Here is a 14,224-nt window from a genome sequence, read left to right as displayed (position 1 = left end):
CGGTATTACGGGTACGGCACCAACCTGGGGCTAGCCGAGGTTGTCCTGGATCAGGGTCAGCACGCGGCGCGCGACATCAGCCGGTGCCACGGTGTCGATGTCCTTGTCCACGGTCACCTGCACGCTGTCGCCAACGGCGGTCAGGCGCACCTGATAGCGCTCGGCGCGGGCGTCGATTTCTTCCTTGCTCGGCGCGCTGCCGAACACCTTGCCGAAGAAACCCGGCTCCTGGTCCGGCTTCTGCGCACCCTCGGCCAGGTTGACGTAATACACACCCAGGCTGCGGTTGATATCGTCGATGCGGATATCGGCCATTTCCAGGGAGCGACCGACGCCCGACCAGGCGCGGTCGAAGTCGGCACCCAGGCTCAGCAGCGGGTTGCCGTTGCCGTCTTCGGTCAGGCTGACACGGCTCGGCGCATCGAAGTCGCGGGCGGCCAACAGGGACACCGAACCGCCCTGCTCGGCGCTACGCGCCAGGGCCACCAGCATTTCGTCGAGCAGCGCGGCATCCAGGCTGGGGTTGCTGCTGCGGTTGGTAAAGGCGACATCGGCCGTGCTGCTGGCTGGGCGCTCGGCGCTGACCACAAAGATTTCGCTGGTATTGCGCTGCACGCCTGGCTCGATGCGCACCCGCACGCGGGTTTCGGCATCCGGCGCGACGCCGGAAACACGGCTGCTCAGGCGACGCGCCATGGACGCGGACAGGGCGTCGAAACGCTGCCAGGTGGTGCTGAACTCGCCGGTCTGCGGGCGCTCTTCGCTGATCTGGAAACCGTTATCGGCAAAGAACTGACGCGCCACCGGCCAGACTTCGGCCGGCACCCGCTGGGCGACAACCCAGCGCGATTCGCCGCTTTTCTGCAGGCTGAACTCGCTGGCATCGGCCTGTACGGCCAGGGGCTGAGGCCGCGGCACTTCGAACTCGCCAACCGCGGTGCTGCTGGCAACCTGTTGCGGTACGGGCAGCAAGGGGTCGAGGCGCTTGGCTTCGACATTGGCTGGCAGTTGCATCGGTGCCGTCTGGCGGGCTTCGAGGTAGTCGCTACCGCGATCGCGGAAATAGCCGTTTTCGCCATAGATCCAGCCACAACCGCTGGCACTGGCAATGACCAGGGCCAGTGCTGAAAGTCCGGTGAGTCGCTTCATGCGTAGTAATTCCTCAATTAAACCAATACGCCGGACTGGCGCAGGGCCTGACGCAGCGGTTCATGACAACGCGGGCTGAGCCAGGTCAGCGGCAGACGGATACCGTCCGGCATCAAACCCATTTCGTGCAGAGCCCATTTCACCGGAATCGGGTTGGATTCAATAAACAGCGCCTTGTGCAGGGGCATCAGGCGGTCGTTGATGGCACGGGCAATCGCCGCTTCGCCACGCATGGCCGCGGCGCACAGATCGCTCATGGCGCGCGGGGCGACGTTGGCGGTTACCGAGATATTGCCCTTGCCGCCCATCAGCATCAGCTCGACGGCGGTGGCGTCATCGCCGGAATAGACCAGGAAGTCCTTGCTCACCCGGTCCAGCACTTCCTGGCCGCGCTGCAGGTCGCCGGTGGCTTCCTTGATACCGATGATGTTGTCGATCTTCGACAGACGCTCGACGGTCTCCGGCAGCATGTCGCACACGGTGCGACCCGGCACGTTGTAGAGAATCTGCGGGATGGCCACCGACTCGGCGATATGACGGAAGTGCAGGTACAGGCCTTCCTGGGTCGGCTTGTTGTAGTAGGGGGTGACCAGCAGGCAGGCGTCGGCACCGACGTCCTTGGCGGCCTGGGTCCACTCGACGGCTTCGCGGGTGCAATTGGCACCCGTGCCGGCGATCACCGGGATACGGCCGTTGACCTGATCGACGACGCGCCGGATGACTTCCAGATGCTCCGTAGCAAAATCCAGCGTGGGGGATTCACCCGTGGTACCGACCGCGACGATGGCGTTGGTGCCCTCTTGCAGGTGGAAATCCACCAGTTTGCTCAGGCTGTCCCAATCAAGACCACCTTGCGCATCCATGGGCGTAACCAGTGCCACCATACTGCCCGCAATCATGCAACCGCTCCTGCCGGAAAAAGAGAGCCGTAATGGTACTGGTGCCACCTGCCTTGCACAAGCGAAGTACTGCGGCCCGGCACAAGCAATCTTTATTGGCAAAGCGTCGCCTGCGGTGCCCGCGAGCATTCCCCTGAGCAGCGCTTTTCGCTACCCTTCAGCCTTTATTCGGCGCTGCTTGTAAAAGCCGACCGCCCATCGTTTTAGGAAGGCTGCATGTCCACCCCCCCAGTTCGCGAACAATTCCTCCTGATCAGCGCCCTCGGCCCCAACGCCATGGAGCTGACCAACGTGCTCTGCCGTACCAGTCATGAAAATCGCTGCGCCGTAGTCAGCACCCGCTTGAGCCGCCATGGCGAGTTCAGCGCCCTGGTACTGCAGATCTCCGGCAGCTGGGATGCCCTGGCACGTCTGGAGGCCAGCCTGCCTGCCCTGGCCAAGAAGCATAGTTTCTCGGTCAACGTGATCCGCAGCGCCGCCTCCGAAAGCCGCCCACAGGCCCTGCCCTATGTGGCCTACGTCAGTTCGGCCTACCGCCCGGACATCCTCAACGAACTGTGCCAGTTCTTTATCGACCACCACGTCGAGCTGGAAAACCTGACCTGTGACACCTACCAGGCTCCGCAGACCGGCGGCACCATGCTCAACGCCACCCTGACCGTGACACTGCCAGCCGGCACCCAGATCAGCTGGCTGCGCGACCAGTTCCTCGATTTTGCCGATGCCTTGAACCTGGATGCCCTGATCGAACCCTGGCGCCCACAGACCCCTTGAGGATTGCCTTATGGCCGTAGCACTCGACACCCCGGTTGCCGATTTCCAGGCCCAGGCCACCAGTGGCCAACAGGTGCACTTGTCTGCACTGCAGGGCCAGCAAGTGGTGATCTACTTCTACCCCAAGGACAGCACGCCGGGCTGCACCACCGAGGGCCAGGGCTTTCGCGACCTGTACCCGGCCTTTCAGGCGGCCAACACCCTGGTATTCGGCGTGTCCCGCGACGGCCTCAAATCCCACGAGAACTTCAAGTGCAAACAGGCGTTTCCGTTTGAGCTGATCTCGGACAAGGACGAGGCGCTGTGCCAACTGTTCGACGTGATCAAGCTGAAGAAGCTCTACGGCAAGGAGTATCTGGGGGTGGACCGCAGCACCTTCCTGATCGATAAAGCAGGCGTACTGCGCCAAGAATGGCGTGGCGTCAAAGTACCGGGCCACGTCGATGCCGTGCTGGCCGCCGCCCAGGCCCTGAACAAGGCCTGAGGCTTCACGCAATAAAAAGCCGGTCGACTGACCGGCTTTTTTGTTCCTGCTGTGACCTACACCGGCACCACCTGCTCGCTTCGCGGCCAGGCATCGATCACCGCCTTGAACAGGGTGGCCAGCGGGATGGCGAAGAACACCCCCCAGAAGCCCCACAGGCCGCCGAACAGCAGCACCGCGCAGATAATCGCCACCGGGTGCAGGTTGACCGCCTCGGAGAACAGCAGCGGCACCAACACGTTGCCATCCAGCGCCTGGATGACCCCGTAGACCACCATCAGGTAAACGAACTGGTCACTGAAGCCCCACTGGAACAAGCCGATCAGCGCCACCGGCACCGTCACCACCACCGCGCCGATATAAGGCACCACCACCGACAGGCCGACCAGCAGCGCCAGCAGCGCGGCGTAGTTGAGCCCCAGGAAGGCGAAGGCAATATAGGTGACCACGCCACAGATGATGATCTCGATCACCTTGCCGCGGATATAGTTGGCGATCTGCTTGTTCATCTCCTGCGCCACCTGGCTGATCAGGGTGCGCTCGCGGGGCAGATAGCCACGGAACCACTCGCCGATCAGCTGACGATCCTTGAGGAAAAAGAACACCAGAATCGGCACCAGCACCAGGTAGATCATGATGCTGACCAGCATCGGCAGACTGGAGAGCGAGAAGGACACCGCCCACTGGCCGAACTTGCCCACCTCGCCGCGCACCGACTCGATCAGCTGCAGCACCTGAGCGTCGGTAATCAAGGTCGGGTAGCGCTCCGGCAGCAACAGGAACAGCGACTGCCATTCGCCGAGCATGCGCGGCAGCTCGTTGAACAGGGTGCTCAGCTGTTGCCACAGCAGCGGCATCAGCACCAACAGAAACAGCCCGAGCATGCTCATAAACAAGGTGAACACCAGCCACACCGCGGCCACCTGGGGCAGGCGCAAACGCTCGAAGGCATTGACCAGCCCCTGCATGAGAAATGCCAGAACCAGCCCGGTGAGCACCGGGGCCAGCATACCGCCGAGGGTCAATACCGCGGCGAAACCAAGAATCAGCAACACCGCCAATACCACTGCCTGCTCATCCGAGAAGTAGCGATGTAGCCAATCGCGTAACACCTTAACCATCAACATTCCTTAAATACGCAGCAAATGGAGCATCCGCAGGCAGTCAGGCCTTACGCAGCCAGTAGCGATAAACGCCATTGTCGACTTCTTCGCGCAGCAGACTATGCCCTGCCAGGGTGGCGAAGGCACGGAAATCACGCTGCGAGCCCGCATCGGTGGCTTCCACCTTGAGCACCGCGCCACTGGCCAGGCGGTTCAGCTCCAGCTTGGCCTTGAGCAGCGGCAGTGGGCAGCTCAAGCCACGGGCGTCCAACTGCGCATCGCAGTCCTCGGCCGGCCATTCAATATCGGTCATGTTCTACTCCTAGAAGAGGTTAAGGATACCCAAGCCCGCACAGGCCTGGCCAGCGGAGCAACCGGGCAGCTACAGTAGCGACTTTGTTCGACACGAGCTTTGTGCATGAATCTTCTGCGCCCTACCCTGCTGATGCTCACCTGCCTACTGGCCACACCCGGCATGGCCAGCGACCTGCCATCGCTGGGCGACGCCAGTTCTTCCATGGTTTCCCCCCAGCAGGAACACCAGCTCGGCCGGGCCTGGTTGAGCCTGGTGCGCGGCCAGGTCAGCCAGTTGTCCGACCCGCAGCTCAAGGACTTCGTCGAAACCAGCGTGTACCGCCTCAGCGAAACCAGCCAGCTGCAGGACCGTCGCCTCGAATTCGTGCTGCTCAATAGCCCGCAGATCAACGCCTTCGCCGCCCCCGGTGGCATTATCGGGGTCAATGGCGGCCTGTTCCTGTATGCCCAGACCGAAGCCGAATACGCCTCGGTCATGGCCCACGAACTGGCCCACCTGTCGCAGCGCCACTTTGCCCGCGGCCTGGAAGCCCAGCAGCGCATGCAGATCCCGGTCATGGCCGGCATGCTCGCCGGCATAGTCGCGGCCGCAGCAGGCGCAGGCGACCTGGGCATCGCCGCCATCGCCTCGACCCAGGCGGCCGCCATGCAGGAGCAACGGCGCTTCTCCCGGCAGAACGAACAGGAAGCCGATCGCATCGGCCTGGTCAACCTGGAAAAAGCCGGCTTCGATCCGCGCGCCATGCCGAGCATGTTCGAGCGCCTGATGCGCCAGTACCGCTACGACCGCAAGCCGCCGGAATTCCTCCTGACCCACCCGGTCTCCGAATCGCGCATCGCCGACACCCGCAACCGCGCCGAACAGTACACCGCCAAGGGCACTACCGACAGCGTGCGCTACCAGCTGATGCGCGCCCGCGTGCAGCTGACCTATGAGGATACCCCCGGCCTGGCCGCCAAGCGCTTTCGCAATATGCTCGATGAAAACCCCGAGCTGGAGGCCGCGCGCTACGGCCTGGCCATCGCCCAGATCAAGGGCGGCCAGCACCAGCAGGCCCGGGAGACCCTGCAGCCGCTGCTGACCAAGGCCCAGAACGACGTGGTCTACAACCTGGCCCAGATCGAGCTGGACATGGCCTCCAACCGCCTTGGCGAAGCGCAGAGCCGCATCGAGCGCTTGCAGACCCTGTACCCGAGCAACTATCCGCTGAAACAGGCGCGCATCGACCTGCTGATGAAGCAGGGCCGCACCCAGGATGCCGAACGCGACCTCGACCTGCTGCTGAAGAGCCGTAGCAAGGACCCCGACGTGTGGTACCAGGTCGCCGAAGTGCGCGGCCTCAGCGGCAACACCATCGGCCTGCACCAGGCCCGCGCCGAGTTCTTCGCCCTGGTAGGCGACTACAACCAGGCCATCGAACAGCTGGACTTCGCCAAACGCCGTGCCGTCAACAACTTCCAGCTGGCCTCGCGGATCGACGCCCGCCAGCGCGAGCTGATGGAGGACAAGCGGATAATCGAACAGATGCTGCGCTAGAGCCGAAACCCAGGAATACCACTCAACCCAGGCAACCCGGATAAGCCCTAGAGCAATCCGGGAGGGCCGCAGGATGGCTGATAACCCATCGGCCAGTTAATGCGGTCCGGGCTACGCCCTAGGAACGCAAAAGCCAGGCATATGCCTGGCTTTTTTATCTCGCTCGCTTATGCATTGCCGCTGAGCTTGAGCCGCGCAGCCTGGGTAAAGTCGAGCATGCGCTTGAGCGGCTTGATCGCCTTGGGGATCAGGGCCGGGTCGACGAAGATCTCGTTACTGCCTTCGCGCAGGCACTCAAGGGTGCGCTGCAGGGTGTTCATCGCCATCCAGGGGCAATGGGCGCAGCTGCGGCAGGCCGCGCCGTTACCGGCGGTGGGGGCCTCGATGAATTCTTTGTCCGGGCACAGCTGCTGCATCTTGTAGAAGATGCCGCGGTCGGTGGCGACGATAAAGGTCTTGTTCGGCAGGCGCTGAGCGGCAGCGATCAGCTGGCTGGTGGAGCCCACGGCATCCGCCAGTTCGATCACGGCCGTCGGCGACTCCGGATGGACCAGCACTGCAGCATCCGGGTACAGCGCCTTCATATCCTCCAACTGCTTGGCCTTGAACTCCTCATGGACGATGCAGGCACCGTCCCACAGCAGCATGTCGGCCCCGGTCTTGTTCTGGATATAGCGACCCAGGTGCTGATCCGGTGCCCAGATAATGCTTTCGCCGTTGTCCATCAGGTGTTCGACGATTTCCACCGCGCAGCTGGAGGTCACCACCCAGTCGGCCCGCGCCTTTACCGCTGCCGAGGTATTGGCGTAGACCACCACGGTACGTTGCGGGTGCTGGTCGCAGAACGCCGCGAACTCTTCCACCGGGCAGCCCAGATCCAGCGAACAGGTGGCTTCCAGCGTCGGCATCAGCACGCGCTTTTCCGGGTTGAGGATCTTCGCCGTCTCGCCCATAAACTTGACGCCTGCCACCAGCACGGTCTGCGCCGGATGGGCATTGCCAAAACGGGCCATTTCCAGGGAGTCGGAGACGCAACCGCCGGTTTCTTCGGCCAGGGCCTGCAGCACCGGGTCGCAGTAGTAATGCGCCACCAGCACGGCGTTCTGCTTGTTCAGCTCGGCGGCAATCTCGGCCCGGTAAAAAGCTTCCTGCTCCGGCGTCAGCGGCTTGGGCTGCTTGGCGTCGAGGTGGGCTTGAACCAGAAGGCGTTCGGAAATCTGCGTCATGTCATCAGGCCCTGTGAAGGTCTATCAGCGCGGAACTCAAGTATACCCGCCAGCCGGACGTACGCGCAGAGCCGGCGGGAATATGGGGTCCAGGCAAGTGATCGGGATAAAAACTACAGATAAAAAAAAACCTGAAAATTCCTTTAATCGGAACTTTCAGGCTTTCTCGACCTTCCGTAGAAGGGAATATGGTGGGTCGTGTGGGATTCGAACCTACGACCAATTGGTTAAAAGCCAACTGCTCTACCAACTGAGCTAACGACCCGACGCGAGGCGCATGATACTGATTTAATTCAGTAATTCAACACTTTGCGAAAGTTTTTTTAGAAATAACGCGTCGGATCATCCAACCCGGCCGCCGCAAACCCCGCCGCACGCAGGCGGCAGCTGTCGCACTTGCCGCACGCGCGACCCTGGTCATCGGCCTGATAGCAGGACACCGTCAGCGCGTAATCGACGCCATGGCGCATACCGGCCTGAACGATTTCAGCCTTGCTCATATTCTGCAACGGGGCCTGGATGCGAAAGCCCTGCCCCTCCACGCCGGCCTTGGTGGCCAGATTGGCCATGCGCTCGAAGGCCTCGATAAACTCCGGACGGCAATCCGGGTAGCCGGAGTAATCCACGGCATTGACCCCGATAAAGATATCTCGCGCCCCCAGCACCTCGGCCCAGCCCAACGCCAGGGAGAGAAACACGGTATTGCGCGCCGGCACATAGGTCACCGGTATGCCTTCGGTGGCTGTCTCCGGCACCTCGATGCTGCTGTCGGTCAACGCCGAGCCACCGATGCCATTGAGGTTGAGGCCGATCACCTTGTGCTCGACCACGCCCAGATGCCGGGCCACCTGCTCGGCGGCCTGCAATTCGGCGCGATGGCGCTGGCCGTAGTCGAAGCTCATGCTGTAGCAGCTGTAACCCTCAGCCTTGGCCAGGGCCACCACGGTGGCCGAATCGAGGCCGCCGGAGAGAAGAATCAGTGCTTTCTTGTCGCTCATATCAGTGCCCCGGCTCGTCATTCCAGAGAATCTTGTGCAACTGCATCTGCAGGCGCACGGGCAGGTTGTCCGCCACTATCCAGTCCGCCAGAGAGCGTGCATCCAGCTCGTGATGACTGGGCGACATCAGCACCTCGCCGGCACGCTTGTCCAGTTGATACTGAATCAGCTTGGTCACCGCCCAGTCGTAGTCCTCACGGGAGCAGATGACGAACTTGACCTGATCGTTGGGCGTCAGCAGTTCGATATTCTCATAGCGATTGCGCGCCACTTCGGCCGAGCCCGGGGTTTTCAGATCCAGCACCTTGCTCACCCGCGGATCGACCGCCGACACATCCAGGGCACCGCTGGTCTCCAGGGACACCTCGTAACCGGCATCGCACAGACGCTTGAGCAGGGGAATACAGTTGGGCTGAGCCAGGGGCTCGCCACCGGTCACGCAGATATAACGCGGCTTGTAGCCGGCAATCTGCTCGACAATGGCGTCCAGCGACTGGATCTCGCCGCCGCTGAAGGCGTAGGCGGTGTCGCAATACTGGCAACGCAGGGGGCAGCCGGTCAGGCGAACGAACACGGTCGGCAAGCCGGCGGTGCGCGTTTCGCCCTGTAGCGAATAGAAAATTTCGGTAATGCGCAGGGTTTCTTGCATATCAGCCACGGGCGTGACGGCTAAACAGGCCATCCGCCTCCGTTGCGGGAAAAGGGCCGCGAATTGTATACGAAAAAACTGCCTGGAGCAGTTTTTAACGTCGCACAGCGACGGCCCGAAGGGTGGCCGCCAGGGATGGCAGGCCACAAAAAACTGCCCGGAGCAGTTTTTAACGTCGCGCAGCGACGGCCCGAAGGGTGGCCGCCAGGGATGGCAGGCATAAAAAACCCGCGCAAGGCGCGGGTTTGTCGATGCGGAGCTCAGCCTTTACGGCAGACGCTGCAAGTCACGCTGGGCCAGCTGCGCCGCCGAACTGCCCGGGTACTGCGCGATCACCTGCTGCAGAATGCCCTTGGCCTTGTCGGTGTTGCCCAGACGCTGCTCGACATCGGCGAGCTTGAACAGCGAGTCCGGCACCTTGGCGTGGCTCGGGTACGTCTGGCTGACCCTGGCAAAAGCCTGGCCGGCGGCCTGTAAATTGCCCTGGGCCAGATTCACCTCGCCCAACCAGTACTGGGCATTGCCCGCGTACTGGCTATCTGGATACTTGCGCAAAAAGGCGCTGAACGCCTGATTGGCCTTGTCGAAGTCCTTGACCTTGATCAGATCGAAGGCGGCCTCATAGAACAGCTTTTCCTTCGCCGGATCGGCCGGCTCGCTGCTGGCCGAAGCTTGCTGACCCGCTGGCGGGGTCGGCGTACCACTGGCATCGATAGCACCAGCGGCTGAAGAATTCTGATTGCTCGCGGCACCCGTTGCACCGCCACGCAAACGCCCATCAAGATCCTGGTAACGCTCCAGACTCTCCTGTTTCAGGCGCTGGATTTCATTCTGCTGTTCTTCAAGCAGGCCGCGCAGCTGCGCGATCTCCTGTTGCATCTGCTGCAACTGGTTGAACAGCATGCCCTGCGCCGAAACAGGGGCCGCAGCCCCTGCATCGGCGTAGGTGCCGGACGTGCCATAACCAGCTGGGGGATAACTGCTGCTGCCGTAACCGGCACTGTTATCCACCACGGGAATCTCAGCCAAGGCCGCGAACGGCAGGCTAAGCGCTAAAACGGTCATGACACGGCGGCAAATACGCATCTCGAATTACTTACGCAGTTCGACGCGGCGGTTCTGAGCCCAGGAGGACTCGTCGTTGCCAGTAGCGATTGCGCGCTCTTCACCGTAGGAAACCAGTTCCAGCTGAGCCGGGGAAACACCCTGCAGCACCAGGTAGCGCTGTACGGCCTTGGCGCGACGCTCGCCCAGAGCCATGTTGTACTCACGGGTACCGCGCTCGTCAGCGTGGCCTTCCAGAACGACGCGAGCGCCATTGCCTTGCAGGTCTTTGGCGTGAACGTCCAGAGCGCGCATGGCTTCCGGCTTCAGGTCGGAGCTGTCGTATTCGAAGTAGAAGGTGGTGATAGCGCGCAGAGCAGCTTCTTCGCTCAGGCTGCCATCAACAGCGCCAGTGTTGGCACCGTAACCAGCGTTAGGATCGGTAGCGCCTTCGCCAGCAGCGTCGCCGCCTTTGGAGGAACAACCTACAGCCACTGCGAGAGCCAGACCCAGTGCAGCGAACTTACCAAATTTCAGCATTTCCATCATGTAACTCCTAATGAACCCCAGTGTGTTAAGCAGTTTGTCGCAGTAAAACGGTGTAGCGCCGCATCAGTTCAGGAAGGGGGACCAGGAAGGCTCTCGAACTTCGCCTTGAGCGGTAGGAAGAGGGAGCCTCACGCGACCATTGGTGGACGCTAACATCAAGACTCCCCTACCCTGCTGGCGGGTGGCGTAGATTACCATGGTGCCATTAGGCGCAACAGTGGGCGACTCATCCAGACTGGTGTCTGAAAGAATACGCAAATTGCCGCGCTGCAGGTCCATCGCAGCCACCTTGAACACGGTGTAACCATCCTGGCGATGAATCATCACCAGGGTCTTTTCATCGGCGGACAGCTTGGGGTTGGCGTTGTAGTTGCCGACAAAGGTCACCCGCTCGGCCGCACCGCTGTTGATATTGGTTTTGTAGATCTGTGGCTTGCCGGAGCGATCCGAGGTGAAGTAGATGGTCTGCCCATCCTTGCCCCAGAACGGCTCGGTATCGATCGAACCCTGATTGGTTACCCGGCGCAACTGGCGGCTGCCCATCTCCATTACATAAATTTCCGGATTGCCGTCCTTGGACAGCACGAAAGCCAGGCGATTGCCGTCCGGCGACCAGGCCGGTGCCCCATTCAGCCCCTCGAAATTGGTGACCTGCTCGCGGCGACCGGTATCGATATGCTGGACGAAGATGCGCGGACGCTTCTGCTCGAAGGATACATAGGCGATACGCCGACCATCGGGGGCAAAGGACGGCGACAGGATTGGCTCACGCGATTGCAACAGGGTCACCGCACGGGCACCGTCATAGTCGGAGCGCTGCAGGGTGTAGCGGGTGTTATTGACCGAAAAGCGCTCGGCCGTCACATACAGCAGACGGGTGGAGAACGCGCCCTTGACCCCGGTCAGCTTCTCGAACGACTGATCGGCGATATGGTGGGCCATGTCGCGCAGTTGATCGACCGCACCGCCCACGCTACCGGCCAGCACCTGCTGCTGGGTGGCCACGTTGAACAGGGCGAACTGGATCTGCAGACGACCGGCGTTCGGCACGATATTGCCCACCATCACATACTGGGCCCCCAGGGCCTGCCAGTCGCGGTAGATGACTTCGCTGGCCTGGGTCGGCAGGCTGATCATGTTCTGCCGCGGGATGGGTTCGAACACGCCGGAATTGCGCAGGTCCTTGCCGATGATATCGGCCATGTCCTCGGGCAGTAGGTTGCCACCCTGCCAACCGAACGGCACCACGGCGATGGGTGTCGCACGATCGGTACCACTGCTGATCACCAAGGGATCAGCCGCCTGCACGGTGCCGACCATCAGGGCCAGACCAAGCAGAACGAGACGCATCAGGGTATTCACAGACCTAAATCCTCCGGTTTGAAGACAGCGCGACGCTGCCGGTAGAGCCGATCAAAAGTGGCACGATCCAGCTGTTGCATTTCCGCGATGCGCCCAACATTGCGCACCGCCTGTACCGCCGAGCTATCGAATGGGCCATCGCCGCTGGAGCGGGTCACGCTGGCATTGATAATGGTGCCATCGGGCAGCATCTCGATCAGTACTTCTACGCTCATGCCATTACGTGCAGATGGCGGACGTCGCCACTGCTCGCTGACCAGTTTTACGATCAGATCATCCAGACTGCCCGCCACCTGATCGCCATGGGTTTCGGCCAGCGCCTGCTGGCGGCCCACATCTTCAGACAGCAATTCGGCCAGGGCCGCGGCCTTCTTGTCCTCTGTGGCTTTGCGCTGGGCGGCCTCGGCAGCCTTTTTCTTGGTGTCATCGGCGGCTTTTTTCTTCGCGGCCTCTGCCGCCGCCTTCTTCTTGGCCTCTTCGGCGGCCTTTTTCTTGGCATCCTCAGCGGCTTTCTTCTTCGCCGCCTCATCCGCCGCCTTTTTCTTGGCAATATCGGCCAACTTCTTCTGCTCGGCAGCCTTGGCCGCCGTATCCGCTTTCTTCGCCGCTTCGGCCTTTCGAGCCTCTTCGGCCTTCTTTTGTTCCGCAGCCTTGGCCGCTACCTGCTGCTTTTCCTGCTCGGCCTTCTTCTGCTCGAGCTGCTCGGTCTCGTAGAGCGGCGCAGTGGTTTTCTTGGTTTCGCCGGCAATTTTCTGATTGGTCTGGGTGGTCGCCTGGCTCTGCGACTGCAGCTTGTACAGGGTTGCCTGCACCACCGGCCTGGCCGGCGGCAAATCCGGAGCAAAGGCGAAGCTGACGAACAGCATGGCGAACATGATGACGTGCAGGCCCACGGCCCAGACCACAGGCCAGAACAGGCTTTCCGAAGGCGAAGGCTCGCGCTGGTAATGCATCAGGGGGCCTCGGTAATCAGCCCGACGTTACCCACGTCGGCCTGCTGCAGGCCACCCATGGCCGCCATCACCGTACCGTAATCGACCGCCTTGTCGCCGCGCACGAACACCTGCACCTGCTTACCCGTGGCACGACTCTGGTTGATGATCGCGGTGACGGCCCGGGTCATTTCCTCCAGGGTCATGGCCTGGTCCTGCACCGTGTCGACATCGACCTCGGTGCCCATATTCCAGAAATAGGACTTATCGGCCTTGATCGAGATGGTCAGCACCTGGGCGTTATTGTCCTGCGGCAAGACCTCACTGCTAACTTGCGGCAGATCGACCTTGACCCCCTGATTGAGCATCGGCGCGGTCACCATAAAGATCACCAGCAGCACCAACATCACATCGATGTAAGGCACCACGTTCATCTCGGCGACGGGCTTGCGTCTGTTGCGAATTCTGGCCATGGCTTAAAACCTTTCGTAAAGAGTGCCCAAGGCTTAGTCGTCGCTGGTGTGCACTTTGCGGTGCAGGATCGCCTGGAACTCGTCGGCGAAGGTGTAGTAACGGCCGATCAGCATCTCGCCGCGGGCAGCAAAACGGTTGTAGGCGATAACCGCCGGAATCGCGGCGAACAGGCCGATGGCGGTGGCGATCAGCGCTTCGGCGATACCCGGTGCCACGGTAGCCAGGGTCGCTTGCTGCACCTGGGCCAGGCCGCGGAAGGAGTTCATGATCCCCCATACGGTACCGAACAGGCCGATATAAGGGCTGGTGGAGCCGACGGTGGCGAGGAACGGCAGGCTCTGCTCGAGTTTTTCCTCTTCACGCGAGATGGCCACGCGCATGGCCCGGGCCACGGCGTCCATCACCGCATCCGGATCGACGCCAACCTGCTGACGCAGGCGGGAGAACTCCTTGAAGCCGGCGCGAAAAATCTGCTCCAGACCGGAATCGGGGTCCGGGTTACTACCAGCCTGACGGTACAGCTTGGACAGGTCGATACCCGACCAGAAGCGTTCTTCAAAGTTATCCAGGGCACGCTTGGCCGCGCGCAGCAGCGAGGTGCGCTGGAAAATCATGACCCAGGATGTGACCGATGCGGCCACCAGCGTCAGCATCACCAGTTGTACCACCAGGCTGGCGTTGCTGATCAGACTCCACATCGACATGTGGTCAACGGCGTTGGCTTCCACG

Annotated in this window: 16 protein-coding genes and 1 tRNA gene; 3 read left to right on the top strand and 14 right to left on the bottom strand. The window is 61.8% G+C overall.

All coding sequences use genetic code 11. The features are described from left to right. Positions 1-30: 30 nt before the first annotated feature. Together bamC and dapA are read right to left on the bottom strand one after the other, a co-directional pair. Positions 31-1,149 (bottom strand): outer membrane protein assembly factor BamC, encoded by a 1,119-nt coding sequence (bamC, locus tag AACY13_RS20565; protein ID WP_339463445.1) that lies wholly within the window; start codon positions 1,147-1,149, stop codon positions 31-33. Positions 1,150-1,166: 17 nt separating this feature from the next. Then, entirely contained in the window at positions 1,167-2,048 is an 882-nt protein-coding gene (dapA, locus tag AACY13_RS20560) for a 4-hydroxy-tetrahydrodipicolinate synthase (protein ID WP_339463444.1), read from the bottom strand. Positions 2,049-2,264: 216 nt separating this feature from the next. Here dapA and AACY13_RS20555 point away from each other — a divergent pair, with 216 nt between their 5' ends. Further along, positions 2,265-2,822 (top strand): glycine cleavage system protein R, encoded by a 558-nt coding sequence (locus AACY13_RS20555; protein ID WP_339463443.1) that lies wholly within the window; start codon positions 2,265-2,267, stop codon positions 2,820-2,822. A 10-nt stretch (positions 2,823-2,832) separates the two neighbouring features. Then, on the top strand, positions 2,833-3,306 hold the full coding sequence (locus tag AACY13_RS20550) for a peroxiredoxin (RefSeq protein WP_339463442.1): 474 nt from the start codon (positions 2,833-2,835) through the stop codon (positions 3,304-3,306). 56 nt (positions 3,307-3,362) lie between these two features. Here AACY13_RS20550 and AACY13_RS20545 read toward each other — a convergent pair whose 3' ends face one another. Beyond that, on the bottom strand, positions 3,363-4,427 hold the full coding sequence (locus AACY13_RS20545) for an AI-2E family transporter (protein ID WP_339463441.1): 1,065 nt from the start codon (positions 4,425-4,427) through the stop codon (positions 3,363-3,365). A gap of 43 nt (positions 4,428-4,470) precedes the next feature. Next, positions 4,471-4,722 carry a sulfurtransferase TusA family protein gene (locus AACY13_RS20540; protein ID WP_339463440.1) on the bottom strand — a complete coding sequence of 84 codons (252 nt, stop codon included), beginning with the start codon at positions 4,720-4,722 and terminating at the stop codon, positions 4,471-4,473. A 105-nt stretch (positions 4,723-4,827) separates the two neighbouring features. Between AACY13_RS20540 and AACY13_RS20535 the strand changes: the two genes are divergently transcribed. Then, a complete protein-coding gene (locus tag AACY13_RS20535) occupies positions 4,828-6,261 on the top strand; it encodes a M48 family metalloprotease (protein WP_339463439.1) in 1,434 nt (477 codons plus the stop codon). Between the two features lie 167 nt (positions 6,262-6,428). On the opposite strand, the gene nadA is transcribed toward AACY13_RS20535, so the two are convergent. The 10 genes from nadA to tolQ all read right to left on the bottom strand — a co-directional run bounded on the left by nadA (position 6,429) and on the right by tolQ (position 14,223). After that, positions 6,429-7,487, bottom strand: a complete 1,059-nt coding sequence (gene nadA, locus AACY13_RS20530; RefSeq protein WP_339463438.1) for a quinolinate synthase NadA — start codon at positions 7,485-7,487, stop codon at positions 6,429-6,431. A 189-nt stretch (positions 7,488-7,676) separates the two neighbouring features. After that, positions 7,677-7,752 (bottom strand) — tRNA-Lys (locus AACY13_RS20525). Positions 7,753-7,810: 58 nt separating this feature from the next. Then, positions 7,811-8,485 carry a 7-cyano-7-deazaguanine synthase QueC gene (queC, locus tag AACY13_RS20520; RefSeq protein ID WP_339463437.1) on the bottom strand — a complete coding sequence of 225 codons (675 nt, stop codon included), beginning with the start codon at positions 8,483-8,485 and terminating at the stop codon, positions 7,811-7,813. Between the two features lies 1 nt (position 8,486). Then, the gene (queE, locus tag AACY13_RS20515) at positions 8,487-9,134 is read right to left on the bottom strand and encodes a 7-carboxy-7-deazaguanine synthase QueE (RefSeq protein ID WP_339463436.1); all 648 of its coding nucleotides are present in this window, start codon (positions 9,132-9,134) and stop codon (positions 8,487-8,489) included. Positions 9,135-9,401: 267 nt separating this feature from the next. After that, complete coding sequence (gene ybgF / locus AACY13_RS20510; RefSeq protein WP_339463435.1) at positions 9,402-10,220, bottom strand: tol-pal system protein YbgF; 819 nt, start codon at positions 10,218-10,220, stop codon at positions 9,402-9,404. A gap of 6 nt (positions 10,221-10,226) precedes the next feature. Continuing rightward, positions 10,227-10,724, bottom strand: coding sequence for a peptidoglycan-associated lipoprotein Pal (gene pal, locus AACY13_RS20505; RefSeq protein WP_339463434.1), 498 nt, complete (start codon positions 10,722-10,724; stop codon positions 10,227-10,229). Positions 10,725-10,790: 66 nt separating this feature from the next. Next, positions 10,791-12,089 (bottom strand): Tol-Pal system beta propeller repeat protein TolB, encoded by a 1,299-nt coding sequence (gene tolB, locus AACY13_RS20500; RefSeq protein WP_339463433.1) that lies wholly within the window; start codon positions 12,087-12,089, stop codon positions 10,791-10,793. Next, the gene (tolA, locus tag AACY13_RS20495; RefSeq protein WP_339463432.1) at positions 12,086-13,042 is read right to left on the bottom strand and encodes a cell envelope integrity protein TolA; all 957 of its coding nucleotides are present in this window, start codon (positions 13,040-13,042) and stop codon (positions 12,086-12,088) included. Before tolA ends, tolB begins: the two co-directional genes overlap by 4 nt. Next, positions 13,042-13,494 (bottom strand): protein TolR, encoded by a 453-nt coding sequence (gene tolR, locus AACY13_RS20490; protein ID WP_339463431.1) that lies wholly within the window; start codon positions 13,492-13,494, stop codon positions 13,042-13,044. The genes tolA and tolR overlap by 1 nt, the downstream gene beginning before the upstream one ends. A gap of 33 nt (positions 13,495-13,527) precedes the next feature. Continuing rightward, positions 13,528-14,223 carry a protein TolQ gene (tolQ, locus tag AACY13_RS20485; RefSeq protein ID WP_339463430.1) on the bottom strand — a complete coding sequence of 232 codons (696 nt, stop codon included), beginning with the start codon at positions 14,221-14,223 and terminating at the stop codon, positions 13,528-13,530. Between the last annotated feature and the right edge of the window lies 1 nt (position 14,224).

It is taken from the genome of Pseudomonas sp. EA_105y_Pfl2_R69 (assembly GCF_963970915.1).
GTDB lineage: Bacteria > Pseudomonadota > Gammaproteobacteria > Pseudomonadales > Pseudomonadaceae > Aquipseudomonas.
The sequence above is the reverse complement of the archived record's forward strand: the minus strand, read 5'-3'. Positions and strand labels throughout refer to the sequence as shown.